Annotated in this window: 29 protein-coding genes; 11 read left to right on the forward strand and 18 right to left on the reverse strand. The window is 56.3% G+C overall.

Translation table 11 applies throughout. From position 1 onward, the window contains the following. The first annotated feature begins 538 nt into the window (after positions 1-538). From AC07U5_RS13550 to AC07U5_RS13565, 4 genes are all read left to right on the forward strand, one after another. Positions 539-751, forward strand: a complete 213-nt coding sequence (locus tag AC07U5_RS13550; RefSeq protein WP_494723306.1) for a toxin-antitoxin system TumE family protein — start codon at positions 539-541, stop codon at positions 749-751. Further along, complete coding sequence (locus tag AC07U5_RS13555) at positions 748-1,116, forward strand: HVO_A0114 family putative DNA-binding protein (protein WP_494723307.1); 369 nt, start codon at positions 748-750, stop codon at positions 1,114-1,116. Before AC07U5_RS13550 ends, AC07U5_RS13555 begins: the two co-directional genes overlap by 4 nt. Before the next feature lie 195 nt (positions 1,117-1,311). Further along, on the forward strand, positions 1,312-1,578 hold the full coding sequence (locus AC07U5_RS13560; RefSeq protein ID WP_494723308.1) for a type II toxin-antitoxin system Phd/YefM family antitoxin: 267 nt from the start codon (positions 1,312-1,314) through the stop codon (positions 1,576-1,578). Then, positions 1,575-1,997, forward strand: coding sequence for a type II toxin-antitoxin system VapC family toxin (locus AC07U5_RS13565; RefSeq protein WP_494723309.1), 423 nt, complete (start codon positions 1,575-1,577; stop codon positions 1,995-1,997). Before AC07U5_RS13560 ends, AC07U5_RS13565 begins: the two co-directional genes overlap by 4 nt. A gap of 161 nt (positions 1,998-2,158) precedes the next feature. Here the strand turns inward: AC07U5_RS13565 and AC07U5_RS13570 are convergent, their stop codons facing one another. The 4 genes from AC07U5_RS13570 to AC07U5_RS13585 form a co-directional block, all read right to left on the reverse strand. After that, positions 2,159-2,341: a hypothetical protein gene (locus tag AC07U5_RS13570; protein ID WP_494723310.1), complete on the reverse strand. Its 183-nt coding sequence runs from the start codon at positions 2,339-2,341 to the stop codon at positions 2,159-2,161. A 178-nt stretch (positions 2,342-2,519) separates the two neighbouring features. Then, positions 2,520-2,771: a ribbon-helix-helix domain-containing protein gene (locus AC07U5_RS13575; RefSeq protein WP_494723311.1), complete on the reverse strand. Its 252-nt coding sequence runs from the start codon at positions 2,769-2,771 to the stop codon at positions 2,520-2,522. Positions 2,772-3,668: 897 nt separating this feature from the next. Further along, positions 3,669-4,085, reverse strand: coding sequence for a hypothetical protein (locus AC07U5_RS13580; protein WP_440613281.1), 417 nt, complete (start codon positions 4,083-4,085; stop codon positions 3,669-3,671). Then, positions 4,082-4,348 carry a type II toxin-antitoxin system prevent-host-death family antitoxin gene (locus tag AC07U5_RS13585; RefSeq protein ID WP_440613282.1) on the reverse strand — a complete coding sequence of 89 codons (267 nt, stop codon included), beginning with the start codon at positions 4,346-4,348 and terminating at the stop codon, positions 4,082-4,084. The genes AC07U5_RS13580 and AC07U5_RS13585 overlap by 4 nt, the downstream gene beginning before the upstream one ends. A gap of 319 nt (positions 4,349-4,667) precedes the next feature. Here AC07U5_RS13585 and AC07U5_RS13590 point away from each other — a divergent pair, with 319 nt between their 5' ends. Continuing rightward, positions 4,668-5,915, forward strand: coding sequence for an MFS transporter (locus AC07U5_RS13590; RefSeq protein WP_494723312.1), 1,248 nt, complete (start codon positions 4,668-4,670; stop codon positions 5,913-5,915). A 254-nt stretch (positions 5,916-6,169) separates the two neighbouring features. Here AC07U5_RS13590 and AC07U5_RS13595 read toward each other — a convergent pair whose 3' ends face one another. The 3 genes from AC07U5_RS13595 to AC07U5_RS13605 all read right to left on the reverse strand — a co-directional run bounded on the left by AC07U5_RS13595 (position 6,170) and on the right by AC07U5_RS13605 (position 7,791). Further along, positions 6,170-6,574 (reverse strand): type II toxin-antitoxin system VapC family toxin, encoded by a 405-nt coding sequence (locus tag AC07U5_RS13595; protein ID WP_494723313.1) that lies wholly within the window; start codon positions 6,572-6,574, stop codon positions 6,170-6,172. After that, positions 6,571-6,804 (reverse strand): AbrB/MazE/SpoVT family DNA-binding domain-containing protein, encoded by a 234-nt coding sequence (locus AC07U5_RS13600; protein WP_112520236.1) that lies wholly within the window; start codon positions 6,802-6,804, stop codon positions 6,571-6,573. Before AC07U5_RS13600 ends, AC07U5_RS13595 begins: the two co-directional genes overlap by 4 nt. Positions 6,805-7,053: 249 nt before the next feature. Further along, the gene (locus tag AC07U5_RS13605) at positions 7,054-7,791 is read right to left on the reverse strand and encodes a histidine phosphatase family protein (RefSeq protein ID WP_494723314.1); all 738 of its coding nucleotides are present in this window, start codon (positions 7,789-7,791) and stop codon (positions 7,054-7,056) included. A gap of 442 nt (positions 7,792-8,233) precedes the next feature. Here AC07U5_RS13605 and AC07U5_RS13610 point away from each other — a divergent pair, with 442 nt between their 5' ends. From AC07U5_RS13610 to AC07U5_RS13620, 3 genes are all read left to right on the forward strand, one after another. Next, positions 8,234-8,680, forward strand: coding sequence for a hypothetical protein (locus AC07U5_RS13610; RefSeq protein ID WP_062439166.1), 447 nt, complete (start codon positions 8,234-8,236; stop codon positions 8,678-8,680). 137 nt (positions 8,681-8,817) lie between these two features. Then, positions 8,818-9,168 (forward strand): MbcA/ParS/Xre antitoxin family protein, encoded by a 351-nt coding sequence (locus AC07U5_RS13615; RefSeq protein WP_062439168.1) that lies wholly within the window; start codon positions 8,818-8,820, stop codon positions 9,166-9,168. Between the two features lie 8 nt (positions 9,169-9,176). Continuing rightward, positions 9,177-9,674 (forward strand): RES family NAD+ phosphorylase, encoded by a 498-nt coding sequence (locus AC07U5_RS13620; RefSeq protein ID WP_494723315.1) that lies wholly within the window; start codon positions 9,177-9,179, stop codon positions 9,672-9,674. 80 nt (positions 9,675-9,754) lie between these two features. Here AC07U5_RS13620 and AC07U5_RS13625 read toward each other — a convergent pair. The 6 genes from AC07U5_RS13625 to AC07U5_RS13650 form a co-directional block, all read right to left on the reverse strand. Further along, positions 9,755-10,857 (reverse strand): IS3 family transposase gene (locus AC07U5_RS13625; protein ID WP_113181014.1). Its coding sequence is split into 2 segments (ribosomal slippage): positions 9,755-10,596 and positions 10,596-10,857, totalling 1,104 coding nucleotides; the frame shifts between segments, so codons are not numbered across the junction. Positions 10,858-11,150: 293 nt separating this feature from the next. Further along, positions 11,151-12,041 (reverse strand): dihydrodipicolinate synthase family protein, encoded by an 891-nt coding sequence (locus AC07U5_RS13630; RefSeq protein ID WP_062442722.1) that lies wholly within the window; start codon positions 12,039-12,041, stop codon positions 11,151-11,153. A 19-nt stretch (positions 12,042-12,060) separates the two neighbouring features. Beyond that, entirely contained in the window at positions 12,061-13,686 is a 1,626-nt protein-coding gene (locus tag AC07U5_RS13635; RefSeq protein WP_494723316.1) for an ABC transporter ATP-binding protein, read from the reverse strand. Next, positions 13,679-14,602: an ABC transporter permease gene (locus tag AC07U5_RS13640; protein WP_062442946.1), complete on the reverse strand. Its 924-nt coding sequence runs from the start codon at positions 14,600-14,602 to the stop codon at positions 13,679-13,681. The genes AC07U5_RS13635 and AC07U5_RS13640 overlap by 8 nt, the downstream gene beginning before the upstream one ends. Before the next feature lie 12 nt (positions 14,603-14,614). Continuing rightward, entirely contained in the window at positions 14,615-15,529 is a 915-nt protein-coding gene (locus AC07U5_RS13645) for an ABC transporter permease (protein WP_062426890.1), read from the reverse strand. Positions 15,530-15,624: 95 nt separating this feature from the next. After that, positions 15,625-17,136, reverse strand: a complete 1,512-nt coding sequence (locus tag AC07U5_RS13650; protein ID WP_494723317.1) for an ABC transporter substrate-binding protein — start codon at positions 17,134-17,136, stop codon at positions 15,625-15,627. Positions 17,137-17,468: 332 nt separating this feature from the next. Between AC07U5_RS13650 and AC07U5_RS13655 the strand changes: the two genes are divergently transcribed. From AC07U5_RS13655 to AC07U5_RS13665, 3 genes are read left to right on the forward strand one after another with little or no spacing between them, the layout of a single operon-like run. Continuing rightward, complete coding sequence (locus AC07U5_RS13655) at positions 17,469-18,659, forward strand: sialidase family protein (RefSeq protein WP_494723318.1); 1,191 nt, start codon at positions 17,469-17,471, stop codon at positions 18,657-18,659. Between the two features lies 1 nt (position 18,660). Beyond that, on the forward strand, positions 18,661-19,617 hold the full coding sequence (gene pdxA / locus AC07U5_RS13660; RefSeq protein ID WP_494723319.1) for a 4-hydroxythreonine-4-phosphate dehydrogenase PdxA: 957 nt from the start codon (positions 18,661-18,663) through the stop codon (positions 19,615-19,617). A gap of 5 nt (positions 19,618-19,622) precedes the next feature. Then, positions 19,623-20,735, forward strand: coding sequence for an iron-containing alcohol dehydrogenase (locus AC07U5_RS13665; RefSeq protein WP_062600730.1), 1,113 nt, complete (start codon positions 19,623-19,625; stop codon positions 20,733-20,735). A 75-nt stretch (positions 20,736-20,810) separates the two neighbouring features. Here the strand turns inward: AC07U5_RS13665 and AC07U5_RS13670 are convergent, their stop codons facing one another. The 5 genes from AC07U5_RS13670 to AC07U5_RS13690 all read right to left on the reverse strand — a co-directional run bounded on the left by AC07U5_RS13670 (position 20,811) and on the right by AC07U5_RS13690 (position 26,939). After that, a complete protein-coding gene (locus AC07U5_RS13670) occupies positions 20,811-21,536 on the reverse strand; it encodes a FadR/GntR family transcriptional regulator (protein ID WP_062426885.1) in 726 nt (241 codons plus the stop codon). A 3-nt stretch (positions 21,537-21,539) separates the two neighbouring features. Then, entirely contained in the window at positions 21,540-22,568 is a 1,029-nt protein-coding gene (locus AC07U5_RS13675; RefSeq protein ID WP_494724240.1) for a four-carbon acid sugar kinase family protein, read from the reverse strand. Positions 22,569-23,074: 506 nt separating this feature from the next. Continuing rightward, positions 23,075-23,875, reverse strand: a complete 801-nt coding sequence (locus AC07U5_RS13680; RefSeq protein WP_494723320.1) for an inositol monophosphatase family protein — start codon at positions 23,873-23,875, stop codon at positions 23,075-23,077. A 3-nt stretch (positions 23,876-23,878) separates the two neighbouring features. After that, positions 23,879-24,940, reverse strand: coding sequence for an ABC transporter ATP-binding protein (locus AC07U5_RS13685; protein ID WP_113225807.1), 1,062 nt, complete (start codon positions 24,938-24,940; stop codon positions 23,879-23,881). After that, positions 24,933-26,939: an ABC transporter permease gene (locus AC07U5_RS13690; RefSeq protein WP_062426881.1), complete on the reverse strand. Its 2,007-nt coding sequence runs from the start codon at positions 26,937-26,939 to the stop codon at positions 24,933-24,935. Before AC07U5_RS13690 ends, AC07U5_RS13685 begins: the two co-directional genes overlap by 8 nt. Positions 26,940-26,960 lie beyond the last annotated feature (21 nt).

Genomic DNA, 26,960 nt, shown 5'->3' on the forward strand with positions numbered 1-26,960 from the left:
TGATATTGTTTATTATAATTGATCGCCACCAATTTATCAGCGCCCTTCCAATCTGCCTTCTCATCCATATACCCCTAGGATTCGCCCATCATTTTGATTCCTCACAATCGGAAAAACTATAAAATCATCTATTTATAACAGTCAGAATTATCAGCCCTCGCAAACAAATGCACCCAAAACTAATCCACGCCAAATCCCTTCCCCTAAGATAGCTTCAATTAATTTATATTTTTTTCCTCAGCCAATCTGCACTTTAAGTGCCGATCCCTACCGCTGGTGAACTCGCGTCGCTCATAAATCATCCGCGCCAACTCATTCTGTAGTAAATTATTCCGCTTACATAGTATAACTTAGATAATATATGTATTAATTTAGTATATATAGGCACAATATACCATAAAGCTCTCTCTCCAACTTTGCCATCGTTGACAACAAGCCGAACCGATAGCGTAAATGACAACATGATTGCGGCGGTACTTATCGAGCGTTCGAAAACTGTTTTGCCAGACGGTGCGCTCGTCAGATCGTTGTCTGGAAAGTGCCGGAGCCCGTTCCTGGTAGCACGCACCTGTTCAAGTATCGACTGTTTTACGGAAAGGACGGTCGCCGCATCGTCGGTTTCGACAACGAACGCGGTAAAGGCGATCATCGTCACCTTGACGGAGCTGAGCATCCTTACTCGTTCACGACGACCGATACCCTCCTATCCGATTTTCGGAAGGAAATAATCAAGAGGAGGCAGAAACCATGAGAGAAGCCTTAATTCAAATCCGAGCAGACAGTGAAGCTGCCCTTGATGAGGCGTTTGTCAGGGCAACGAACGCAATGCGCTCAGGTAATTCCTCTGAGCCGGTCGCAGTCTTCACCTTCTCGTCGCCGGCGCAGCTTTTTTCCGTCATTAGCCCCAAAAGATGGGAATTGATTGAGCATCTTCAGAAGATCGGTCCATCGAGTATACGCGGACTTGCCAGGGCCGTCGAACGTGACGTCAAGCGCGTACACGAGGACACGTCCGCGTTGTTGGAGTGGGGTATATTCGAACAAACTGGAGACGGAAAGATTTATGTCCCCTACGACGTGATCCATGCAAATTTCGATCTCAGAGCCGCGGCCTAACCAGCGACAGCAACGCAAACTGCTGCCCTGGGCTTGTCACTCCCAGTTCCTGGAGGAAAACGCCGGCAGCCCAATGCTTCAACAGCGATTTCTCAAGGCGCTAAATAGCTGGAGTCAACCTCCACTACCACGCGCTTGCAGTAAGAGCTCTCGCATATTATAGTCACTATGGTCATTATGGTTATAGGCGAAGTGATGCAGGTACCAACACACGGTGAGATGAACTGGACGGTCGCAGGCGCGAAAGCAAAGCTTTCGGAAGTCATGGAACGCGCGCAATCGGCACCTCAGACGATTACTCGCAACGGAAAGCCAAGCGTGGTCGTCGTTTCCGCAGAAGAGTGGCAGAGGAGAACCGGACGCAGTGGATCACTAGCAGAATTTCTGTTGGCATCGCCTATGCGCGGCGCGGATATCGATCTCGAACGACAGCATGACGAACCACGTGACCCGGCGCTATGAGGCTGCTCCTCGATACAAATGTTCTGTCGGAAGTAACGAAACCACGCCCAAATGAAGATGTCTTGACGTGGCTTCACGAGCTAGACGAAGACCGTACGTTCATCAGCATCGTATCGATCGCTGAAATTCGCCGCGGTGTCGCTCTGATGGATAAGGGCAGAAAGCAAGAAGCACTCGACAAATGGCTGACGGATGATCTGCCCCAACGCTTCGAAAACAGGATCATTCCTGTGGAGGGACTTGTCGCCCGGGCCTGGGGCGATCTCATGGCGCTCGCCAAGCGAAGCGGTCGAGGGCTCGCCTCGATGGACGGGATGATTGCAGCCACTGCCGTCGCTCATCAGTTGTCGCTCGCGACGCGCAATACCAAAGATTTCGAAGGCCTCGGAATCAATGTCATCGATCCGTGGGAGACTTGATCAGGTTCTGTTCGTTGGAGAGTTCCAATTAGTCGGAATGCTGCACCCTCTGGATTTGGCAGCTAAGGGCCAATTTCGTAAAAAACACCCTCGATCCGGGGAGGATAGTGTTGGCGAGATTAAAATAATGAATTGCTGCCGAGGCTTAACCGCTGCCCGGGTCAGTGGGAATCGGTGCCTTTAGCATCAAGGGCGGAGAGATCTTCTCTCAGACGAACCGCCATATCCAATTTCTCGTGCAGGATGCTCATCACGCCGAGATCGCCGTTATTCAGTGTCCGGAAGAATAGGTAGTGACGCTCGTAACGGCTGAAATAGGCCTCACGCTTTATATCGGATGGCACAGCAAGCCTTGAGGAAGACGCCGCCAGAGAAGATGATTATCGCAGAGACGATGCAAGTGCGCGTGCAGCCCTCTCAGGGAGGACTCGGCATGCGCTTCGCCCCATTGCTCCACGGTGTCACGCCAAATTTTATCCTGCGCTGCGTCGGCAGGGGCGTAAAAACGGTACGTGGGCATGATCAGCCGCGTTTGTTGCGGCGGATTACATCATCGACGGTCACTGCCACAAACTCGCTATCATCCGCGCGCATGGCGGGAGCCAGTTCCTTTTGCAGAGCCTCCCAAGCTTCGTCTCGCGTGTGAAGGTCTCGTCGGATCAAAGCACGGATGTATTCGCTTGCGTTCTCATACAGCCCCTCGTCGCCGATTTGCCTCTGTATATGGTCTTGCAAAGCCCCACTGACCTTTACGTGAGTGCTACCGGACGGCATCAGACTAACCTTTCGTTCTTCCGAAATTATCGGAAGGGTAGCATATATTGTCAATATTCATCACGCCCTTTCCTCCGTCCTGCCACCCGTCTTGAAGCTCTCCGCCGGACGACAGCTGCTTTCACATCGTCCGCGACTTAGAGGGGCCTCGCCCTAATGATGTGTCCGAACTTGCATAGCCAGCCAGCCATTCGAAACGATGTTGAGATTTTTGCCTAGACTGTGAAATGGATCAGATGGGTTGCCCGTATTTCGAAGCGGTAGAATAAAGCGTGAAACGATCTTTCACGGCAGCAAGTGCTTACCCTGACCCGCATCAAAGGACCGGTCAAGGCAGACAAGATCGCAGCGCAGATCGGCACAATTTTACTCCCGGCGAAGATACGGCAGGCTTTGACGCCATCCGAGAGCAATTGGGCCGGTGGCAAGATCTTTCTCAGCATGCAAATTGACTTGAACAAAATCGAAGCTTCGGCGCAATTGAGCAAGTCCCCAATACATGGGCCCTGTCGCTATTGAGCAACGTGATTGTCGATCCAGTCGATCAGGACGTCCGCGACCCCGATGTCCTCCTGGCCCGGCATGGACATGTGCGTGCTGCCCCGACATCGGGCAACGAGAGGAAGGTAATGTCACAACCGGCTACCTTGATCTCCTCCATTTCCTTTTCGCAGGCCGAGGCTGGGTTGCTGCCCATATAATCGCCGACCACCACGATAATGGGCGCCTCAGCCAGCGCCTTGACCTGCTTGTCAGTCAGATTGGAGAAGCAGCCAGTTTCAAATCGATACGTGGACCACTTGATCAGCCGTGCTCATCGATGGAAAGGTAGTCTGCACGCTATCCTACCTACTCGACCCTACCTAAGCAGTCGCCCAACTCAATAACGATCACAGGTTATCGAGCGCGATGAACCTCGCTGGACGACCTACGGCGCGCGACAAATTCCCGAAGAATAGGGAGGAAAAACGCTTTACTGAACCGTCCCACAGGCGGATCCGGCTCGAGATAGAAGGAATGCCCAATAACGTCGCTGTTATACTCATCCAGAATGATCCAGAGCCGTATATCTGCATCAAGACCAGCACGGCGCTTTTCGATCGCCGGGATTTCACAAGCAAAACGGTTAGCTTCCGGATGCTTCGTCGTAATAGGAAAGAAAAGAACCAAGTCGCCATTCGGACGGGCAAGCCTCACGCCAACAACAACAGGTCGACCCTTTCGACCTTCAGTTTCACCGCGGGACGCCTCCCTGCTCCACAGATAAGGGTAGCGAATTACGACTGCAGTCTCGATCTCATCGAAGCCGCTCACCGAACTATCTCTTCAGTTTGCGCATACACGTCGACCGCTGCCTCGAATTCGTCCAGCAAAGCGTCAGACATACCATCAATGGTTCCGACCACACGCAAATCAGACCGCCGCATCAGGCGTTCATAGTCCTCAATATTAAGAAGGACTAGGCGAGGCTTGTTGCGCTGCGTGATCGTCACCGGATGACGAAGTGCCTCAGCGATAATATCACCTGACTTCCGGGAAAGATCACTCGTCGTATAGGAATTACCTGAACCTGCCATCAATCGCACTCCCAATCGCGTCGCAACACTAGGACAGCATTATAGTAGAATCCATAAAATACAGCAATACTGTAAACGCTGTTTTATGTTCGTGAAATTAGTACGCCGATATGCTGACGAGCCCACTTCGCCTCTTCTGTAGCGGTGCGGTGGAAGTACCCTTTAAAATCGCGGGTGAATTGAGATGGGCTCACGTAACCAACCGATAGAGCGATTGGCCTGCGAGGATCTCAAGCCGCTAAAGCGCATTGTCATCTGGTAGTATATGACATCACAGTCACTACCCAAGACGCCACCCACTTTGTAAGAGATCAGCACAATGTCCCTAGTAGCCGGTGAAAGCCGCTTCGGCGCATTTCGCCATCCCGCCTACCGGCAATTTTTCTCAGCACGCTTCCTCTCCGCCTTTGCAGTGCAGATCGTCAGCGTATCGGTCGGCTGGCAGATGTATGAGGTCACGGGCAACGCTTTCTATCTGGGCCTGATCGGGCTTTTTCAGTTCCTGCCATCACTGCTTCTCATTCTGGTGACCGGAACGGTCGCGGACCGTCATAATCGCCGCATGATCATGTCGCTTTGCCTACTCGTTGCCTGTGCCTGCGCGGCAGCGCTACTAGGACTGACCCTCGCGCATGCCTTTACGCCGTCGCTCGTCTTTCTCATTCTCATCCTGTTCGGCATAGAGCGGGCATTCATGGGTCCGGCCGTGCAGTCGCTTGCGCCGAATCTTGTGCCGGAAAGTGATCTGCCCAACGCGATTGCTTGGAATTCATCGTCATGGCAACTGGCGTCCATTCTCGGCCCGGTTGCCGGTGGCCTGCTCTATGGCGCAAGCCCGATTGTATCCTATTCGGTCGCCCTCACGCTCTTTGCGCTCTCGGCTATCCTTGCCTTCATGATCAGAAAGCCGGAGCAGCGGACAACATCGCGCGCGGTGACATTGGAAAGCATGCTGGCAGGCTTCCGCTTCATCTCTCATGAAAAGGTGGTGCTGGGCGCGATCTCTCTCGATCTTTTCGCCGTTCTTCTAGGGGGTGCAGTCGCGCTGATGCCGATCTTCGCCAAGGAGGTGCTGACGCTTGGGCCCTGGGGGCTTGGCCTCTTGCGCGCGGCACCGGGCATCGGCGCGATCCTCGTCGCGATCTTTCTGGCCTTTCATCCGATCCGCCACCATGCCGGCATAATGATGTTTGCAGGCGTCGCCCTCTTCGGTGCCGGGACGGTGGTCTTCGGGCTCTCGGCTACGCCATGGGTGTCCATTGCCGCGCTGGTGGTGATGGGCGCAGCCGACATGGTGTCGGTCTATGTTCGTGAAACGCTGATCGCGCTCTGGACACCGGATGACGTGCGTGGCAGTGTCAACGCCGTCAACATGGTCTTCGTCGGGGCGTCCAACGAACTGGGCGAATTCCGCGCAGGCAGCATGGCATCCGTTTTCGGCGCGGTGCACTCCGTCGTCATCGGTGGGATCGGCACGCTTATGGTCGCAGCCATCTGGGCGGCGCGTTTTCCAAAGCTTCGGAAGATCGATAGTCTCGAGGCGCCAGAAAAAACTCGGTCGGAATGATCGGGGTCAACTAAGACATTCCGACTGCGACCGCGCTCACCGAACGTGCGTCACGCCGCTTACACGGCGATCCTGTCCGGCTCCTCCTCAAATCGCCCATGGCGCGCTTTCGGCCGCAGCAGGCGGATACGCGACTGAGGCTTGATCACAGACCAGTGCGGCTAGATCAGCTCGCGCAGCATGCATCGCAGTTCCGGCCAGGAGGTCTCTTCCTTGCGAAGCTGAGGATTACAAATGCCGAGACTGGCGCATTCCTAGGCTACGGGCGAGATCAGGGTGACAGTCGGAAAATACGATCGGTAACGAGCCACATCTCGCGTCAACAAAGGAAGATTTTGTATCGCTGCGTGGGCACCGATAAAAAAGTCAGGCAAAACACCGTTACGGGTGCCGCCACCGCGGCGATATCTGGTAAAGGCCTTACCTGCCAGGAATAACGCCGCGCGAGGGAAAGGGGTGAGCTTCAACCCCGCCAGATCAACAAAAGCATCAAGCGCTTCTATCCGCTCATATCGAACAGATAGTTCCGCGTACACAACATCATTGATGCACAGCGGACCGGAAACGCTTGCCAGTTCGAGCTGCTGAATTGACCAGTCGGCCCAAACCGGGTCGTCCGTCACAAGATCAAGCAGGACATTTGTATCGACAAGCGTCACTCGTCACCACGGGTCAGAGCCAGGATGGCGTCGGTACCCAGACCTTCACCAGCATGGCCGCGCAGCTTGGCGAAACGCGTGAGCGGCTGTTTCTTGTCAGCCCTGACAAGAACTATCCTTCCATCGGGGGCTCGAACAAAATCGACCGAGCTTCCTGGTGAAATCCCTAAAAGCTCGCGTACGGCTTTCGGAATGGTGACCTGCCCTTTGGCCGTTACAGTTGTTGCCATGTCCAAATTCCTGTAATACCGACGCAGAAGATGGTATTACTTTCGTGCCTCTTTTTCAACTTGTCCCGTGTCGAAAACGGCCGCTAAGGCCCAGGCACCAGATCATCAAAGCAACATACCATTTCAAACCGGCCCAAGGGTGACGGACCGGACTTCTCTCCAGCTACATTTTCCCCGCTTCAGAATTAAAGGGTCTGTCTTCGACGTGCTGATCTGCGATCAAAAGCGGTCAACGAAGCTCTTTTATGCCTACGGTCCTGGCTTGACCGTTACTTGCGCGCCATACACCTCTCGCAGATCGTTCTGGTCAGGCTTACGATCACTCGACTGATGAAGGAGCCTGGAGGTGTATCCGTTTTCGCGCGTCCCCTCGATCAGCGTAATGTCTGAATTACCGGGATTGACGGATCGTTCAAACCAGTCAACCGGCTGCTGAAGGAAACTCATCTCGAAGGCACGATTGGTAACACCGTGGCCGACGATCACCACATTGTCGTGGCCAAGCCGCGCCTCGTGCATAATGGTCTGCATGAACAGGCGCATCCTCTGCGCGACATCAGCACGGCTTTCGCCATCGGGCGGCCGGGCATAGAATTTGCCGCTGTTACTGCGTAGTCTCGCCCATTTCTCGAATTCGTCGGGAAACTTCTGCTTGCGCTCAGCATGGTCATAGATTTCCGTGAAGAGCCCGAAATCCTGCTCCCGCAGGAGATAATCCTCGCGGACCTTGCCGACGCTCTCAACAGGCAGGGCGTCGAGTAGAGCGTTGCTTTGGCGCGTGCGCATGAACGGTGAGTACCATATGCGAAGCGTCTCTAACCCCGGTTCGGCCAGTCCTGCAAGATAGGCTGCGATCACAGATCCGGCTTCACGCGCCTGGCGATATCCCCATTGCGTCAACGGGACATTGTGATCGCCAAACTGGCTGTAAGCCCGCTCGTCGAGATTACCCAGAGATTCGCCGTGACGGACAAGAAAGATGCGCATGAGCTATCCTGCGGCAAGGGTTTGGACGCCACCTCTCCCAACCTTAACCGACAAATCGATATGGTGGTGGCCTTCAGCACCATTCACTATCATATGAACTCTAGACCGCGAGACTGCAAACCGGCATAGGGTCGGCAAATTGCCATGATCGTCCACCGGATGTGGAAAGTTGGTCGCTCATCACGACATTCCTGGCGGTCGAGATAAACAAGCTTCGCTCCCGAATAGCTCGAATCTACGCATCGGGTGACAGCTCAAAGTCTGACCAGACGCTGGTTTAACACCCTCGTAGTCGTCGACAAAAGTCCACCAATCACTTCGCCAAGCAAGCCTACCTCGGTGCCCGATAAATTCCGCTCTTTCAATTGAAGCGCAAAGCACTGGTATTCCTCGTACGGATGTTCTACCCGCAACGGACCGATATCCATGAGACGGCACGGTTATGGCAATCCTGTTCAAGACGACAATTTCTGAAGACAACGCATTTTCCAGGATAGAGCAACTCCTCAATTCTGGCATTGAGTACGACGGCTATTTGAGTGTCGCGGACGATACCGGCGAGACACCGCTGCCGTGGGGACCCTCCATGAGCGCCGAAGAGTTCCTTGCCAAAGTCAAAGAGCAACTGGAAGTGACCTGGAAAGCCGCGCGCTTCTGGGTCATCTATGAACGTCGTGGGGACTTTGCAGATCCTGATGCGATCGTTATGCGCAACGCGGCGTTTCGCATCACCCGTGGATACAACGGTGTCATCATCGCCTCGTTCAGTCTTCTAGGACGACACGACGCATCCCATGATCTCGAACTTGTCTTCGTCTGTTTTCGGGAGGACTTCCAGCGCCGAAACTTTAGAATTCGCTTCGAGAACAAGCCAATTATCCCTCATTGATAAGCATGGCATCGATCCAATCGGCTGCCACATGGAGGTCTCCTGAGCGATCCATATCCCCGCCCCATGGCTTGAACGCCGCATTATTTGACGCTATATTGGGTCATAAATAGCGATGGGTGCGTGGGGATTTTGACATGGCTCTGACACAATATGCTGATGATGGCTTGTTTGCGCCCAACAAGATCGCCGACGTTCTTCACACCACAAGCGAGGACATCGCGCGTAGTGCGGGACTAGGCAGAGACGCCGTCCAGCGCAAAGACCGGATCAGATCCGACAAGACCCAGAGGCGACTGCGTGAAATGGTCGAGGTCGTCAATAAGGTCGAGCCTCGGTTCGGATCTGCGCTCATGGCGTATGCCTGGTATCGCTCAGAACCCCTTTCAGGCTTTTCCGGCCACACCGCAATGCAACTCGTGCGAAACGGCAGGGCTGATGAAGTGCTCGATTATATCGATGCCATTGATGCAGGCATCCATGCCTGACCGTGCCAATGCACTACAAAGGCAAGCTCTACCGAGCGCTCAATCCGCTCTACGCCCGTGAGCCGCTTTCTGGACGGGGTGCCGAACTTTATGGCGGTCGATTTAATCCAAAGGGGATGCCTGCAATTTACACGTCACTGACCATCATGACGGCGCTAAGAGAAGCTAATCAGGCGGGAAGTCTGCAACCAACCACGCTCGTATCCTATGACGCAGATTTCGAGCCGTTGTTCGATACGCGAGACCTGAACCTCCTAGAAAAACACCGGATAACTCCTCAAGCGCTGAGTAACACGACCTGGCGAGACGAGATGAACCTGCGCGGTGAAGCGCTAACGCAGCAGCTTGCTCGAGATCTGAAAAACGCCGGTTTTCACGGCCTGGTCGTCAGGAGTTTTGCTCCTGGCACGACCGACGCTGACCTCAATATTGTACTGTGGACATGGGGAACGTCGCTCCCAAACCGTCTGTCAGTGATCGACGACGAGCGCCGACTATCGAGATAGCATCAACCTTCAGGTCCTTCCACAACACTGAACTGCTCCCAGACATTGGACCAGCGGAGGCTTGAGTTTTCCGGCTTCAGTCAGGGAGGCGGGCTGGTTACGCTTCCCGGATTCATCAGTGCGATCGGGACCTTGTTGCCGATCGCACCATGTGGCCGAACCTCATTGTAGTCTCTACGCCAATCCTCCATCTTTTCGCGGGCATCCGCAAGGGTCAGGAACCAATGTTGGTTCAGGCATTCTGCCCGGAAGCGGCCGTTGAATGCCTCGATGAATGCGTTATCGGTCGGTTTACCAGGGCGTGAGAAGTCCAGTGTGACGCCTTTCGCATAGGCCCAGAGATCGAGATCGCGGGATACGAACTCGGTGCCCTGATCGACTCGGATCGTCTTGGGATAGCCGACCTGACGGCATACCCGCTCGAGCGTTTGCACAACATCTTCACCGCGATAGCTGTGCCTTGGATCAAGCACCGGGACGTAGCGTGAGAAGGTATCCACCACGGTCAGAACGCGTAGCTTCTTGCCGGTGGCGAGCTGGTCGTGAACAAAGTCCATCGCCCAGATATCATTCGGCCCGACGGCCATTTGTCGATCCGCCCGCAGCTTGGCTTTCACCCGGCGTTTCGGTGTTTTGTTACGCAATTGCAGGCCCAAGTCCCTGTAAATGCGGTAGGTACGCTTGATATTGGTACCCCAACCCTCGCGCTCCAGCAGCACATGCACACGACGATACCCATAGCGGACACGGGTCTCGCAGATCTCACGGATACGACGCTCAAGACCGGCCTGATCGGCACGGCGGGAGATGTAGTGGTGGGTTGACCGATCGAAGTCCAGCGCCCCACAGGCACGCCGGATCGAGATCGCCCAGTCCTGGCACATGCCTTTCACCATCTCCCGCTTGCGAGCAGGCCTTAGAGCTTTCGGCGAATGACGTCCTGCAACATCTCGCGGTCCAACGTCAGATCCGCGACAATCTTCTTCAGCCGTGCATTCTCGTCCTCGAGCTGCTTCAGCTTCTTCATCTCCGGCGGCAACATGCCCGCGTATTTTTTCTTCCAGTTGAAATAGGTCGCCTGGCTGATCCCTGCCTTCCGGCAGATTTCCGCAACCGTAACGCCTTCATCACCCTGCTTTAAAATGAACGCCTTCTGTGCGTCCGAAAACTGCGATGCCTTCATCGTCTTCCGTTCCTTTCACAGCCAGGAAAAATGCACCGGAAAACTCTAGCCAAAAATGGTCCAGTTTGAAGGGTTCAGATCAGGTTTGACGCCGTCATGCCCTCCCTGGCCCCCGCGCGTGCTCCGTGGCGCGAGGCAGGTGGCTAGTCTCCTCGGCGTTGCTATCTGCGGCTATTCGTCGGACGCGAAAATCCCATTATGTTCGCCAGTAACTGGAGCGCTATTGTCCTTCGTCGGTCCCGATAGTAAAAAATCAGCATTAAAACGCAGGAGAACCACAGAGTTGGTGGCGATCAGGCGCCGGCGATAATGTCGAAACGCTTCAGTATAGCGGTGATTTCTGCATCTTGTTCTGCATTGGGAAGAAGCGCAGGCTGACGGCTGGCCCCTACGGACGCATCTTGGACGTAAAGCGCTCGCTTGACCATGGCAGGCGCAAATCCAAGCGCATAAAGGTCTGTGCGAAAGGCGGTGAAGAGAGCCTGCTGGCGCTCCGCCTTGGCAATATCGCCAGTGTTGAAGCCGTTCAAAATGCCCGCCAGCACCTGGGGAATGGCGTTGCCCAAGCCAGAGATGCAGCCCGCTGCACCATTTTGTAGCGACCAGAGCACCAGATGATCGGGACCGGAGTAGACTTCGAAACCGGGTACGTCGCGGGCGACCGCGAGGTAGGCTTCCAGCGTCTCCTTTGCTCCGCCACTGTCCTTGATCCCCGCAATATTGCCATGTGCCGAAAGCGTCCGTGCAGTCTCAGGCTCGATGTGGTTCTGCGTGCGGGCCGGAATGTCATAGAGGTAGATCGGCGTCTTCACCGCATCGGCAACTGTGGAAAAATGCCGGATTAGTCCGTCCTGCGTGCAAGCAATGAAAAAGGGGGTGATGACAGCAATTGCATTGACACCAATGCGGTCGAATTCGCGTGCAAGCTTCAGCGTCTCAAATGTCGCCGGCATACCTGCATTGACGATTACGTCAACCTGACCATTGACTTCATCGACGACGGCCTCGGCAAGCTTGACCTTTTCGTCGAAGGTCAGCGCGGAGAAATCGCCATTGGTGCCGGCACACATGATGTTGTTGCCAGCCTCGACCTGTCGGCGCACCTGCGCGCGCGTGGCCTCGAAATTGATGGTCTCGTCCTCGTTGAAACATGTGACGAGAGCGACGAAGGCCTTTTTCGACATGATGAGATACTCCTCAGAATTATGAACAGGATGCACGAGCAAGGCGCGCAGCGCGTTGGGCCGTCTGGACATCCGGGTCTGGATCGAGGCCCGCGGCAAGCAGCGCCTGCGTGTAGGGTTGCCGCGGCGTCTCGAAAATCTGCCGCACTGTACCGATTTCGACCACCTCACCCTTTTGCATGACCATGACGTGATCGGCGAAATCGCGCACCACTGGCAAATCGTGGGCGATGAAAATGAAGGCAATCCCCATCTGCTTGCGCAGCTTGTCCAAGAGCGCAATGACCTGCGCCTGCACCGATACGTCGAGTGCTGAGACCGCTTCGTCGCAGATAATCAATTGCGGCTCGAGCGCGAGCGCCCGTGCGATAGCGATGCGTTGGCGCTGGCCGCCGGAAAACTGATGCGGATAGCGTCCCATATGTTCGGGCCCAAGGCCCACTTGAGTCAGAAGTTCCGCCACCCTCTCGCGCCATTTCGCTTTTGGCAGGATGTCAGGGTGAATGACCCAGGCCTCCGAGATCAGTTGATAAACCGTCATTCGCGGGTTCAGCGATTGCGTCGGATCCTGAAACACCATCTGCAGATCGCGACGCAGCTTATAGAGTTCAGCAGTTGAGAGAGTGAAGAGGTCCCTGCCCTTCCAGAAAGCTTCACCCGAATCGGGCTCGTCCAGCCTAAGCAGGATGCGCGCAAGTGTAGATTTTCCCGATCCGCTCTCGCCGACGACAGCCATGGTTTCGCCAGCCATAAGATCGAAGGAAACTCCCTTCAGCGCTTCGAAGGCTCCATAGGTCTTGCGGACATTGCGCACCTTCAGTACAGGCTCGCCACCTGAAAGCGGCGCGTGCATTTCGCCCTTGCCAGGTGCCGCGGCAATCAGCTTCTTCGTGTATGCGTGCTGCGGGTTCTTATAGACATCGCGCACCGTCCCGGATTCCACCAGCACGCCTTTTTCCATCACCACCACGCGGTCCGCAATTTCGGCGACCACGCCCAGATCGTGGGTGATGATCAGCACCGCCATGCCGGTTTCCCGTTGAAGCTCCTTGAGAAGAGCCAAAACCTCGGCCTGAACCGTTACATCGAGCGCCGTCGTCGGCTCGTCGGCAATCAGAAGATCCGGGCGCAATGCGAGCGCCATGGCAATCATCACGCGCTGGCGCTGGCCACCGGAAAATTCGTGGGGATATTTGTCGAGTGACGTTTCCGGGCTCGGAATGCCGACACGGCCAAGCAATCGGAGCGCCTCGGCCTTCGCCTTGGCATCATCAGTGCCATGGGTCGTCAGTGCTTCGCGGATTTGCCAGCCGACCGTATAAACCGGGTTCAAGTGGCTCAGCGGATCCTGAAAGATCATCGCAATGCGGCGACCATTGATTTCGCGCCGTTGGGCTGGCTGCATAGTGAGAAGATCAACGCCATCCAGCAATACCTGGCCAGACGTGATGCGGCCAGGTGGCATGTCGATGAGGTTCATGATCGCCGACGAAGAGACGGACTTGCCGGAACCGCTCTCGCCAAGGATCGCAAGTGTTTCACCGCGGTCGAGATGGTAGGAGATGTCGCGCACCGCCTTGACCACGCCGTTTACGGTGTGGAACTCGACCGAGAGGTTGCGAACTTCGAGCAGGTGATCAGCCATTCTTGCGGCCCTTCATTTCCAGACGCCAGCGCTGCACAGGGTCAAGCGCGATGCGCAGCCAGTTGGACAGGAGGTTCAGCGACATGGTGGTCAGAATGATCGCCAGTCCCGGCCAGAAGGACAGCCACCACGCATTGGTCAGATACTGCCGTCCTTGGCTAATCATCAGACCCCAGGTAATTTCAGGAGGCTGAATGCCGATGCCGAGGAATGAGAGCGCGCTTTCGGCCAACATCACATAGGCAAAATCAAGCGTGGCGAGCGTCGTCAATGTTGGCAGCACAACCGGCAAAATATGGCGAAAGAGAATGCGCTTGTTGGACGCGCCCATCACGCGTGCCGCCTGCACGAACATGCGCTCGCGGATTTCAAGGACCTCAGCGCGGGTGGTGCGGAGATAGACAGGGATGCGAGTTATCGCCAGAACGAGCATTAGATTGAGGATCGACGATCCCAAGATGTAGAGGACGATAACGGCGATCAAAAGCGACGGGAAGGACATGATCACATCTGCAAGCCGCATGATGACCTGATTGACGCGCGCAGACGAAAAACCTGCAATCAGGCCGAGGGCAGTGCCGATGATCGATGAAATCAAGACCGCACCCGCCGCCACCATCAACGTGTTCTGAGTAGCAACGATGATGCGGGCGAGAAGCGGACGGCCTAGCGCGTCCGCGCCCATCCACCAGACCCATGCCTTTTCGAAGTCGAAGGGTGGGGCGTTGCGACCGCGCAAGTTCTGCTTGGTCGCGACATCGCCAAGCCAGCTTGGACCGATCAAGGCCAGAATGATGATGAACACGAGAAAGATGGCAGCAGCGAGCGCGAATTTGTCCGCCAGGAGCATACGGAACATGCGCTGATAGAAGGGCGGCTCGTGGGCGATATCCGTGGCAGTCGTCATGTCGGTCATCGTCATTCCTCCCTAATGCCGAATGCGCGGATCGAGAAACGCATAAGCAAGATCGATCAGGAGGTTCATGATGAAAATCGCGACCGCCGTCACAAGAATGGCGGCCAAAACGACGTTGAAGTCGCGTTGCAGGATGGAATCGATCATTAGCTTTCCGACTCCGGGAAAACCAAAGATGGTTTCGATGATGACCGCGCCGTTGAGCAAGCTTGCAGCCTGATCGCCCAGCACGGTGATAACCGGCAACATCGCATTGCGCAGCGCATGGATGAAGATGATCGGACCGGATTTGACGCCCTTGGCGCGCGCCGTCTTCACATAGGCGGAAGAGAGCGCCGTGATCATCGAACCGCGCACCACCTGGACGATAATGCCAAAGGGGCGAACAAAAAGCACGCCAATCGGCAGTATCCAGTGCCAGATCGAACCGGTACCGGACGTTGGAAGCCATGTGAGATTGACGGCAAAGACGACGATCGCGACGATCGCCAGCCAGAAATCCGGGACCGAGGCGCCGATCAGCGAGACGATGGACGAAAAGCGGTCGAAGAACCCTCCGACGCGGAAGGCGGCGAAGGAGCCAACGACAATCGCCGCGACCGTGACGAGCGTCATGGTGCTGACCGCAAGCCACAAGGTCCAGACGAAAGCTTCAAGCACGACATCCAGCGCGGGCCGCGCCTTGCGCAGCGACTCCCCAAGGTCGCCAGTCAACACATCGCCGACGTAGCGACCGAATTGAACGAGCAGAGGATCGTTTAGGCCATGCAATTCGCGAAACTGGTTCTTCAACTCGGCTGAAGCTTCGACCGGCAGGAAGAGCGCTGCGGGATCGCCCGTTAGGCGGGAAAGGAAGAAGACCATGACGATCAGTCCGATCAACGAGATCAGACTGGCAACAGCCCGTTTTCGAATGAAACTCAGCATGGCATCCTCGGAGAAACCTGTGCGGCGACGTCATCTCGCCGCGCATTGTGCAAACGAGGCGGCGGCTTCGGCCGCCATCTCTGACTGATGAGGTCTTACTTGATCTTGATCTCGGAAAGCTGCAGCATCGAGTTCGTTGCAATCGTCGGCTTGAAGTCGAGACGTTCGGACACCCGGGCAAATCCTACCATGTGGAAGAGCAACACGTCGGCCACCACATCATCATGCAGGTAGGCGATCAGTTCCGACCACAAATTGGCGCGCTCATCGCCGACAGCCGCCGAAGCACGCTTGATCAGATCATCGACCTTCGGGTCGGAGAAGCCGGACTGCGTGCCTTCAGAAGCATATTTGAAGAACATCGAGAAGGAGGGGTCACCCTTGGAATTGTCGTGCATGGCAGCGACGATCTGCGGACCGCGATCCTTGGCAAATGGCTTCGAATAATAGCGTTCGTGCTCTGCAACCTCCACGAACTTCAGATCGACCTTGAACCCGACATCCTGCAACTGTTGCTGAATGGCTTCCATGATTTCGGTAACGTTCGGGAAGTTTGCCGAGCGCGCGATAATGGTGATCGGCGTATCGACCTTCACGCCATCTGCCTTGGCCTGTTCAAGCAGCTTCTTGGCACCGTCGGGATCGAACGGAAAGACCTTCACATCCTTGTTCCAGCCGAGTGTCGTTGGCGGCACGATCGCGGTCGCCAGCACGGCGCTTTCCGGCACCAACGTGCCGAGGAAAGCCTGGCGGTCGATTGCAAGGTTCAGCGCGCGGCGTACACGAACGTCGTTGAGCGGGGCGATATTGTGGTCGAGGCGCAGATAGACCGTTTCACTGTCGAGATAGGAGAAGTCGGTCTTCGGGTTCGTCGCGTCGAGCTGCGAGATAGACGGCGAAAGGTCAGCTTCGCCGGACTGAACCATCGCGGCACGAACGGCAGGGTCTGCGCGGAACAGATAGGTCGCTTGCGTCACTTCAGGCTTGGTTCCCCAATAGTCGTCGCGGCCGCTCAGAACGATCTGCTGGCCTGGCGTCCAGTTGGTGAGCTTGTAGGGGCCGGTACCAACCGGCTCGCGGATGAATTCGAGTGGCGTCTCTTCCGGAACAATCGTTACCAACGTCATCAAAAGCGGGAGGATCGGCTGGACCGGATCGGCCTTGAAATCGACGGTGTAATCATCGACGATCGACGGCGTGACCTTCATCCCACCGAAATAACGGCGGGACTCACAAGCGTTTTTATCGCTCATGATACGGTCAAAGCTGTGCTTGACATCCTTGGCATCGAAGCCTGAACCATTGGAGAACTTCACACCCTGGCGAAGATGGAAGCGCCAGCTGCCATCCGCGTTCTGCTCCCACCTTTCCGCCAGGCGCGGCATGACGCCCTTGTTGGAACGCACATCCAGTTCAGTCAGCGTTTCGCTGACATTTTCCATGATGATGCGACCGATATTCGATCGGGTGGCCATGCACGGTTCAAGCAGGTCCGACTCTTCGGCCAGCACCACCTTGATTGGACCGGAGCCCGCATAGGCTGGCGTAAATGCACTTGTCATGATCGTGCCAAGTGCCAAAGCACAGGAAATGGCAGTCCTTTTCATCTTTGTTCTCCTCCCAGATGAAGTCCATGCATGACAGGCCGGAGCCTGAACGAGCGAGCGGCAACCGTCGCGCGGATGTTTGAATGGCCAGGATGTGGAGGCCAACCTTCTTCAACGACCTCACTCCAGCATGGCGCAGAGCATCCACGCTGACGTCCATCTTGTCAAATGAAATCATCATGTAAAAATATAAATGGAAAGACGAATTGTATTTATTATTTAATTTCAGATAGATATGAAATTTCGTCAGCGAAATTTGCATCTTTTTCGACATAAATAAACTTGACAACTTAGGAAATTTAATCGATCTCGGATAGCGAGAGGAGCCTATTATGACCCCAGACGAGATAGCGCGGCGAATGACTGGTGCGCTGACGCAAACCAGTGACGGACGCAGCGAAGCCTTTCTTCCATCGCCCATGATCCAGAACCACGCTGCTTTCCTGCATCGCGAGGCAGACGGCTCGTTGATCTGCGCCTGGTTCGGCGGCTCTCTTGAAGGCAAGTCCGACATCTCGATCTACGCATCCGTCCTGAGGAAGAACGCCTCCACCTGGGGTCCAGCACAAAGATTGAGCTTTGACCCCGATCACTCAGAACAGAACCCTGTCCTGTTTCAGACGCCTGACGGACGGCTTATTCTTTTCCACACCTCACAGCCCTCCGGCAATCAGGACGAATGCCGTATTCGCGTGGCCGAGCTTGTGATTGACCCTGCTGATCCGACACGGCTTTTCTCTTCGGACGGCCAATATCTTGACCTTCCCCGTGGATGCTTTGTGCGCGCACCACTTATGATCAGACGCGATGGCGCGTGGCTTCTTCCGATCTTTCGTTGCGTTCAGCGTCCCGGCCAAAAATGGAATGGCAGTCATGATACCGCTGCCATCGGCCTCAGCCAGGACAACGGCCAGACATGGCGCCTGGAAGAGCTGTCGCAATCGACCGGCTGCGTTCACATGTCGCCGGTGTCGATCGGCAACAGCGCGTCTGCCGCCTTCTTCCGCCGACGCCAGGCTGATTTCGTTTTCCGCACTGAAAGCACCGATGAAGGCCGTAGCTGGACAGTGCCGGCGCCCACCGACCTGCCCAACAACAACTCCTCGATCGCAGCAATCACGCTTTCGGATGGACGGATCGCGTTGATCTGCAACCCCGTCAATCACGAGGCGTCGAGCGATCGCCGGGCTTCGCTTTACGACGAACTCGGGGAAGACGACGGGAGACCGGACGCGGACCCGACAGGTGGCATCGTTCCGGTCTGGGGCGTTCCTCGCGCGCCGGTCAGCGTGTGCCTCTCGACCGATGGCGGCAAGACCTTCCCCCAGCGCATCCTGATAGAGGACGGCGCCGGCACCTGCCTGTCGAACGACTCCATTGATGGACGCAACTTGGAAATGTCCTATCCGTGGCTCTTGCCGGATCCGGATGGAAGCCTGCACATCGCCTACACCTATCATCGACGCGCGATCAAATATGTCCACCTGCCCGCAGGCTGGGACCGCACCGGCACAGGAGACTGACATGAGCGACATTATTGGCATCACCATGGGCGACCCCTGCGGAGTAGGTCCTGAGATTTCGGTTCGCGCGCTGGCCGAGATGACAACGCAGCACCGCGCAGCCACACGCATTTACGGCAATCTCGCCACACTTGAAGCCGCACGCGAGGCACTCGGCATTTCCATCGAGCTGGCCCCGCATGTGGTCGATATCGATGTCGAGGGCGCTCCACTTCCTTGGGGAAAACTTAGCCCAGCGGCGGGTGACGCCGCTTTCCGCTTCATCGAAAAGGCCGTCCGCGATGCGGAAGCCGGTTCGATTGGCTGCATCGTCACGGCTCCGATCAACAAGGAGGCGCTCAACGCTGCAGGTCATCACTACGATGGCCACACAGGCATGTTGCGGAGCCTGACTGGCTCCAGTGCGGCCTATATGTTGCTCGCTTCCGAGCGCCTGAAAGTAATCCATGTTTCCACCCATGTTTCGCTGCAGGAGGCGATCCGCCGCTCGACGACGGAACGCGTGCTTGCCACCATTCGGGCCGGCGACAAACACCTCAAGCGCATCGGTTATGAAAGCCCCCGCATTGCAGTGGCCGGGATCAACCCGCATTGCGGAGAGAACGGCCTCTTCGGGACCGAAGACGATGACCAGATCGCGCCAGCAGTTGCTGCGGCCAGGACCGAAGGCATCAATGTCGAAGGGCCGATTTCCGCAGATACCGTCTTTCATCGCGCCTATTCCGGCGCCTTCGATCTGGTGGTCGCACAATATCACGACCAGGGTCACATCCCGATCAAGCTTGTGGCCTTCGACACGGCGGTCAACGTTTCCGTCGAACTGCCAATCGATCGCACATCGGTTGACCACGGCACCGCCTTCGACATTGCCGGCAAGGGTATCGCCAATCACGGCAACATGAATTCCGCCATCGCCTATGCCCGCAAGCTGGTTGCTGGCCGAGCCCATCAAGGATAACGCCGATGACAGTTTCCATCACTCTTCACCAGCCACGGCGCCTGCTGGTTGGCGCGGGTACGACTGGGCAAGTCGGCGGGCTCGTCGGCGATGCTCAAGCAACACTCGTGATTGCGACGGCCATCACCGCCGGCTTTATCGATCGTCTACAATTGCGTGGGAAAGTCGAAATCTTCGACGCGATCCCGGGCGAACCCGAGGTGGCAACGCTTGAGGCTGCGATTGCGATTGCGCGCAAAGTCAAGCCGAATGTGGTCATCGGGCTCGGAGGCGGATCCGTCCTTGACGTGGCAAAGCTGGTTGCAGCGTTGTGGGACAGCGAGCAGACGCTTACAGATGTGGCGGGTCCAAACCGCGTCGCCGCCCGAAACACACAGCTCGTCCAAATCGCCACCACGGCGGGCACAGGATCGGAAGCAGGAATTCGTTCGCTGATCACCGATCCGGTCAAAGGCGCAAAGATCGCGGTCGAAAGCCCGCATATGATTGCCGACATCGCGGTTCTGGATCCTGAACTCACCTTCAGCGTGCCGCCAGCCGTGACGGCAGCAACGGGCGTCGACGCCATGGCGCATTGCGTGGAAGCTTTTACCAACAAGCGCGCTCACCCAATGATAGATGGCTTTGCGCGCATGGGCTTTCGCCTCGTTGGAAAATACCTTGCACGCGCCGTCAAGGATGGGTCCGACACTGAAGCTCGCGAAGCCATGATGCTTGCTTCCTACTACGGCGGCATCTGCCTCGGCCCGGTCAATACTGCCGCAGGACATGCCATCGCCTACCCGCTCGGCACCCGGCTTGGCCTTCCCCACGGACTTGCCAATGCCATCGTCTTTCCGCACGTGCTCGCCTTCAACCAGCCCGTCGTTCGCGACAAGACGGCAGAAGTGGCAGAGGCCCTCGGTTTCGTAGCAAGTTCGCCGGAAGCAATCTTGGAGAATGGACGGCGCTTCTGCACCGATCTCAACATCGAGATGCAGCTTTCACGTCACGGCGCCAAGGACGACGCTCTCGCCGCTTACGCGACCGAAGCACACTCCAATCGCCGTCTGATGGACAACAATCCGGCTGACATGAGCGTTGACGACGTTCTTTCGATCTACAAAGCGGCCTACTAAAAAATATATTTACTGAAGAAAAAGGGGCTTTGCGAGCCCCTTTTTTATTTCTCGCGATAGCCCCGACCGTTTCAGTCATCCCTCCGCCAACGCCGCGAGAGACGCGCTCGTTTGAAACAAACGAGCCCTCGACCCGGTCAGATGCATGTGCATCAGCTCTTTTGCCTTCGCGCCTTCACCCGTCGCGATAGCATTGGCAATCGCCTCATGTTCAGCAAACACGCGAGAAAGGCCGGCATTGTCGCGTTTGACCGATACGCCATGAAAACGCATGCCGACAGCGATATGGTCTTTCAGTGCTTCCATCGCAGTCGAGAAATATGTGTTGTTCGCGGCCCGCGCGATAGCAAGGTGGAACTGGAAATCAGCGTCCTCCCGGTGGGCCTGACGATTGGTAGCGTCACGCATCAGTTCAAGGGCCTCGCGGATCGCGCCGAGCGTTGCTGGCGTGTGACGTGTCGCAGCGGCTTCCGCAGCTGCCGGCTCGAGCGTCAGACGAAACTCGTAGCAGCTCAAGAGATCGGCGACATTTTCGAGCTGCCCGAAGCCGAGCGGTTGTTTCATGCCAACAGAGCGAACGAAGCTTCCTGCACCACGGCGCGAGTAAATCAACCCTTGATCCCGTAGACGCCGCAGCGCCTCGCGTATGATCGGGCGCGATACCTCGAACTCGATCGCCAGATCGTGCTCTGTCGGCAACCTCTCGTCTGGTTGGTAAGAGCCGGACTTGATCGCTCTATGCATACGCTCAAAGACAAGGTCCGCGAGGCTTTTGCGCGCCGTTCCGCTTTGCAGTCCCATTCTTTAGCTCCTGCCGTGAACAATTTGCCTAGCCAGTTTTGCGAGAGTGTCAGGCTCTCCAAAGCCACCAGATTTCAAAATTATACATTGGCCGTTGGCATATGCCAGGCCAAGACCGGGCATACACTCGCCTTCTAGCCGGAAGTGTGTCACGCCCATCGCGGCAAGACACGCTTCTGCCGTTGCCCCGCCGCACAGAAGCAGGGTGGACGCCTCGCTCGTTAAACGGGGATGTACACTGTGCGCAAGGCTTCTCGAGACTTCCTCGGACGATAAGCCTAACTCCCCCTTGGTTGCCTGCACCAGCAGCAAGGACGCTGGCGTGATTGGCCCCTCCGGCAAGGTGCCGTTCGGTGCAGGATGGTAGGCAACGCCATCGCACTGGCGGAGCTCTTTCACCTGATCGAGGGTAATCCTGTCACGCGAGCCTATGACAAGGAGGCCCCGACCGACCGGCGGAGATACCTGCCGTCCCCTGGATACCTTTGTCATCTTGCGCGCCAGCGCCTCGGCAAGACCTCTTGCGCCGACAAGCAGATCGACATCGAGTTCTTCGGCTCGTTGCAAGGCTGCGTCTAGTTCATTCTCTGTCACCGTGTCAGGAATTGTTGCACGGTGCGCGTGATGTTTCAGGGCGCTGGCGACGGAGAGCGGCTCTGCTACCCCGAAACCTTCCACATTCCCGTTGCGCACTACCCGGCCGAATGTTGGGATCGCGGGAGCCACTAATGCACGATCAAAGGAAACAGCATCGAGTTCCGATGCGATGTGACCTTTCAGCCTCGAGTCCACCTTCTTGAACATGCGGGTGTTGGAAGGAAGACGTCCGACAAGCTCTTGCATCAAGTCAAAGGCATCTTCTGGAGATCCATCGCGAGATCCCAGATTGATCGAGAGAACATCCGGTAAAAGTGCTACGCCCTTGTCGACATCATTCGCTCGCAGGACCACTTCGGTGTGAAGCCCTCGTGCCGCGAAAGGGGCAGCCGTATCCAGTGCGCCGGTAAGATCGTCGGCAACGATAACGAGCACAAATACCATCCTTGTTGTTATCTTTTCGGGATAAATATGGCTTTCTTTTCAGTCCAATGCAATTGAAAGCTTACAACATCTCGGTTCTAAAGACAGACTTTTTCTCCGGATCAGGCCTTATTCACGTCTGCTACCATCTGATCACCGAGCATAATGCGACCGGCTATGAAAAAGACGAAGAGTGCGGCAAAGGGGCGACTAAGAAAACTTTCGCAGCAATCGGAATCTGCAGCGAATGGGTGCGCCGCTCTTGTTGGAAATGGAGCCGACAGGCCTTAGGTCTCGTGGAGAATGAGCGCTAAGATGCCCTAACAGGTTGCGGCGGGGTTGCGTGATCAAACGCAAGATCTTTGATCGGGGGATGTCTGAAAGAGACTTGTAAAAGCCGTGCTTTTACAAAGGATTCTAATTTCTATCTGAAATTTACATTCGAGAGCAGACGGATGACATTGCGGACGTAGCCCGGCACGCTCAGTTTCAGTCTCGAGGTGTTTTCAACTGCGTGTTCACCGCTGCTGAAACTTGCTCTTGAGCCATAGAAGCATCGACGAAGTGCCCGCTAGCAGTGACCCGCCATCAACGGGAGCGCCGCCTGTGAATGACGTCACAAGAGCTCCCGCTTCCTGAGCGATGAGTTTTCCTGCCGCATAGTCGTAGTGGCTGAGGCCATCTTCGAAATAACCGTCTAGTCTTCCCGCACCAATATACGCGAGATCGAGTGCGGCCGAACCAAGTCTGCGGACGCCCGCTGTCTCGTTGGTGATGGCATCCAGGCTTTGGAAGAAGGTGCTGCGTTCGATTGCCTTCAACTGTCCCTGGATAGGCATGGACAGTGAGATGATCGCCTCGTCCGAGCGTTTGTCACTAAGCCGGGCGAGCCTCTTTCCGTTCAGCCATGCGCCACAGCCTCGAATGGCGGTGAACATTTCGTCACGCAAAGGGTCAAGGACTACACCCAACACTTCGCCTTGGTCGTCACACAGAGCGATGCTGACAGCAAAATAGGGGATGCCCCATATGAAGTTACTGGTCCCATCTAGTGGGTCCACCACCCAGCAGTGTTTTGCATCGGCATTACGAGTGCCGGTCTCTTCACCGACGAAGCCGTAATGGTCGCCTGCCTCTGCCAGAATAACGGCAATGGCCTTTTCGGCGGCGAGATCTGCTTTGGATGCATAGTCCCCCAATGCTTTTCGTTGAACACCGTCACGCGAAACATCGCCGAAATGGGCCTTTAACTCGGCGCCTCCTGCTAGGGCTGCAGACGACGCAAGCTGCATCAATTCTTCAAGTGTCAGGTCGGCCATCGCTTATGCTTCCACGGGTAGGAAAGTTATGGTCTCGAAGTCCACGCCGACGCGCAATCCCACATCAATTGCGTTTCGGGTCTCCACGGAGATGATCGTACCATTATCGAGCCGAAGGCTTTGGGTCCAAGCCTTGCCCATGAAGCGACGATCTTCCACTGTCGCATCGGTCAGCGCGCCGCCGCACTCGCGTATCATCACCTGTTCAGGCCGCACCACAAGCGTGCCCTTGCCACGGTGGCCTCGTTCTAAAATAGGTAGCCTCGATCCATCCGTCATATGGAAACCCGTCGCCTCAAAAGTGCCCTCGAGGAAACTCGCACTGCCGACGAATTCCGCCACGAAGCGGTTGGCCGGTCGCAAGTATATGGTTTCAGGATCTGCAAGCTGTTGCACTATGCCGTTCTGCATGACCGCGATCCGGTCCGACATTTCCAGAGCCTCTTCCTGATCATGCGTCACATAGATGGCCGTCAGGCCGAGCCTTTTCTGCAGACTGCGCAGCTCGTGGCGGAGAGATACGCGTAGACGCGCGTCGAGGTTGGACATCGGCTCATCCATGAGGAGGAGCGGCGGATTGATGACGAGCGCACGCGCCAGCGCGATGCGCTGCTGCATGCCGCCACTCATCTCTGCGGGAAAGCGCTTTTCGACGCCGTGCAGTTCGACTTGCGCCAACGCGGCCCGAACCCTTTCCGCGACTTCGCCCTTGGAGACTTTACGCAGCTTCAGCCCGTACGCGACATTGTCGAAGACTGTCTGGTTCGGCCACAGCGCATAGTTCTGAAAAACGAAGCCGATATTCCTGTCCCACGCGGCAAGCGAGGTCACATTCTGCCCATTGAACAGGATCTTCCCACCATCGATAGGATGGAAGCCTGCAATCGCTCGCAAAAGCGTCGTCTTGCCGCAACCGGATGGCCCCAGCAGCGTGAAAAATTCGCCGGGCTTGATGGTGAGACTGATGTCCTTGAGAACCGTATGATTGCCGAAGTTCTTGGAGACCGCGTCGATGAGGACTTCGCAACCTTGTGTGGCAGCTTTGGGCAATAAGATTTCAACCAAAGGATTTTCCTCGAACTTGGCCGTATCGGACGATGAGATAGAGAGGGATGTAGATAATCAGCATCAGGAGAATGGTCTGTGCCGCGGAAACACCGAAATCGGCATCCACCAGCGTGTTCTCGAAGATGACAGCCGTCATCGGTTTCCACGGCGGACGATAGAGAACGATGGTGGAAGACAGCTCCGTCACGATGTGAAGGAAGGTGAGCGTTGCCCCGGTTACTGCACCCGCAAGCACCAGAGGTGCGGTAATGGTCACGAACACTCTGAAAGGACGTGCTCCGAGACTGATTGCGGCCTCCTCGAGTGCGGGGTGAACGCGTCTCAGAGCCGCTTCTGACGCCTTGACCGTAAACGGCAGGTTACGAATGAGGTAGGCGAGGACGAGGATGAACCACGTGCCCGTCAGTTGGATTGGCGCCTTGTTGAACATCATGATGAGGCCAATGCCTAGTACCGTGCCTGGAATGACGTAGGGCATCATGACGGTAAGGCTGAGAACGGGCGCGATGATCCGATAGCGCTTGCGTATGATCACATAGGCAATCCCCAGTCCGATCGCTGTCGCCGCCAGGGTTCCGGCAATCCCGAGCGACAATGTCACCCAGGCCGGACCCATCCCGGTGCGCCACATGGTCGTGTAGTTTGCCAGTGTCAGGTTCGGCGTTGGCAGGCCGACCCGCCATTCCATGAAGCTGGACACAAGTACCGTCAGGTGAGGCGTGAATGCCATCAGAAGTGCGGCGCTGATCGCTCCAAGAACTATGGTATGTCCAAGTGGCGATAGTGGCTTGCGCTCCAAGGCGCGCGACGACACCACGGCGAAACCACGTCGCGCCAGATAGATTTGCTGGGCCATGAGGAATAGGCTGGAGATGGTGATAAGCACCATCGATCCCGTCGCCGCGAGTGCGGGATTGCGTCCGGCTTCGCTGAGGAAGGATGTGTAGATCAGAACCGGAAGCGCATTGACGTCCAGACCGATGATCCGCGGCGTTCCAAAGTCCGACAGCGCTGCCATCGTTGCCAGATAGAGACCAGTGATAATGCCGGGAAGCGCAAGCGGAATTTCAACCGTCATGCGCACGCGAGGTGGCCTGGCTCCGAGGCTTTCCGCCGCCTCGATATGACCGGCATCCAAACTCTGGAACGAGGTGTGACTCAGCAGAAAGATGATCGGGAAAACCAGCCAGGTGATAACCCATATGACGCCATGCAAGCCAACGATCGAGACATCGAGACCGAGATAATTGGTCACAACACCATTTCGTCCCAGAAGCAATCGCCAGGCATAAGCCCCCAAAAATGGCGGAGAGACGGACGCCATGGTGACGAGAAAAACGATCGCCGTGCTGCCGGCGACTCGGTAGCGCGCGATAAGATAGGCAAGAGGAACGCCGATCAAAGCAGCAAGGCCGGTTGACGTTAAAGCTATCAGCAAGCTGTTGACCGTGGCGGAAAGGGTTTCGGAGCGCGTGAAGAAATCGATGTAGTGAATTGGAGAGAATGACAGCGCCCTGTTTTCGAAAGTTACATAGGCATTTACGGCATGGGACAATAAGACGGAGTTAGGCCCCTGCGCCTGAAGGTCCAGCGGCGCCGGAGCTGTTGTGGCGAAAAGTCCGCGCGGCGCCTGTTGTGAGAGCGCGAACCGAGCGGTGCCGAGATCGAGTTCTATGACCCCAGCCTCGTCCCTGCCAAACGACATCGGCTCTTGCGACGAGAGGCGAAGCGTCCGGTCGCCCTCGACACTGACAGTCAGGCGGTCAGGCGAACTTAACGCTATTGCCAGCCCGTCGGAGGTTTTCTCCACGCCGTACCGAGCGGTCATTTCCGGCACGGATTGCAAGCCGTCCTTATTATGCAGAAGCGTAAAACGGCCACCTTCCTCCAGAAGAGAGGCGGCCATCAGGCGAACTTGCGGGACGATGATCGTCAGGCCGCAGAGCACGAGCGCGACGATTGAAAAGATCAGCCAATTGTCGCGCAGCACCTTCATTGTCCACGAAGCTCCTGGAAG

The sequence above is a fragment of the Agrobacterium sp. GW821-FHT02D03 genome (assembly GCF_059421725.1).

Bases quoted from the DNA above. Each gene is read 5' to 3' on its own strand.
- AC07U5_RS13560 (WP_494723308.1), top strand. From the start codon at position 1,312: ATGCAGGTACCAACACACGGTGAGATGAACTGGACGGTCGCAGGCGCG.
- AC07U5_RS13555 (WP_494723307.1), top strand. From the start codon at position 748: ATGAGAGAAGCCTTAATTCAAATCCGAGCAGACAGTGAAGCTGCCCTT.
- AC07U5_RS13565 (WP_494723309.1), top strand. From the start codon at position 1,575: ATGAGGCTGCTCCTCGATACAAATGTTCTGTCGGAAGTAACGAAACCA.
- AC07U5_RS13585 (WP_440613282.1), bottom strand. From the start codon at position 4,348: ATGGCAGGTTCAGGTAATTCCTATACGACGAGTGATCTTTCCCGGAAG.
- AC07U5_RS13635 (WP_494723316.1), bottom strand. From the start codon at position 13,686: ATGGCTGATCACCTGCTCGAAGTTCGCAACCTCTCGGTCGAGTTCCAC.
- AC07U5_RS13645 (WP_062426890.1), bottom strand. From the start codon at position 15,529: ATGCTGAGTTTCATTCGAAAACGGGCTGTTGCCAGTCTGATCTCGTTG.
- AC07U5_RS13620 (WP_494723315.1), top strand. From the start codon at position 9,177: ATGCACTACAAAGGCAAGCTCTACCGAGCGCTCAATCCGCTCTACGCC.
- AC07U5_RS13630 (WP_062442722.1), bottom strand. From the start codon at position 12,041: ATGTCGAAAAAGGCCTTCGTCGCTCTCGTCACATGTTTCAACGAGGAC.
- AC07U5_RS13655 (WP_494723318.1), top strand. From the start codon at position 17,469: ATGACCCCAGACGAGATAGCGCGGCGAATGACTGGTGCGCTGACGCAA.
- AC07U5_RS13680 (WP_494723320.1), bottom strand. From the start codon at position 23,875: ATGGCCGACCTGACACTTGAAGAATTGATGCAGCTTGCGTCGTCTGCA.
- pdxA (WP_494723319.1), top strand. From the start codon at position 18,661: ATGAGCGACATTATTGGCATCACCATGGGCGACCCCTGCGGAGTAGGT.
- AC07U5_RS13615 (WP_062439168.1), top strand. From the start codon at position 8,818: ATGGCTCTGACACAATATGCTGATGATGGCTTGTTTGCGCCCAACAAG.
- AC07U5_RS13605 (WP_494723314.1), bottom strand. From the start codon at position 7,791: ATGCGCATCTTTCTTGTCCGTCACGGCGAATCTCTGGGTAATCTCGAC.
- AC07U5_RS13575 (WP_494723311.1), bottom strand. From the start codon at position 2,771: ATGCCGTCCGGTAGCACTCACGTAAAGGTCAGTGGGGCTTTGCAAGAC.
- AC07U5_RS13650 (WP_494723317.1), bottom strand. From the start codon at position 17,136: ATGAAAAGGACTGCCATTTCCTGTGCTTTGGCACTTGGCACGATCATG.
- AC07U5_RS13690 (WP_062426881.1), bottom strand. From the start codon at position 26,939: ATGAAGGTGCTGCGCGACAATTGGCTGATCTTTTCAATCGTCGCGCTC.
- AC07U5_RS13640 (WP_062442946.1), bottom strand. From the start codon at position 14,602: ATGACCGACATGACGACTGCCACGGATATCGCCCACGAGCCGCCCTTC.
- AC07U5_RS13590 (WP_494723312.1), top strand. From the start codon at position 4,668: ATGTCCCTAGTAGCCGGTGAAAGCCGCTTCGGCGCATTTCGCCATCCC.
- AC07U5_RS13610 (WP_062439166.1), top strand. From the start codon at position 8,234: ATGGCAATCCTGTTCAAGACGACAATTTCTGAAGACAACGCATTTTCC.
- AC07U5_RS13600 (WP_112520236.1), bottom strand. From the start codon at position 6,804: ATGGCAACAACTGTAACGGCCAAAGGGCAGGTCACCATTCCGAAAGCC.
- AC07U5_RS13670 (WP_062426885.1), bottom strand. From the start codon at position 21,536: ATGGGACTGCAAAGCGGAACGGCGCGCAAAAGCCTCGCGGACCTTGTC.
- AC07U5_RS13665 (WP_062600730.1), top strand. From the start codon at position 19,623: ATGACAGTTTCCATCACTCTTCACCAGCCACGGCGCCTGCTGGTTGGC.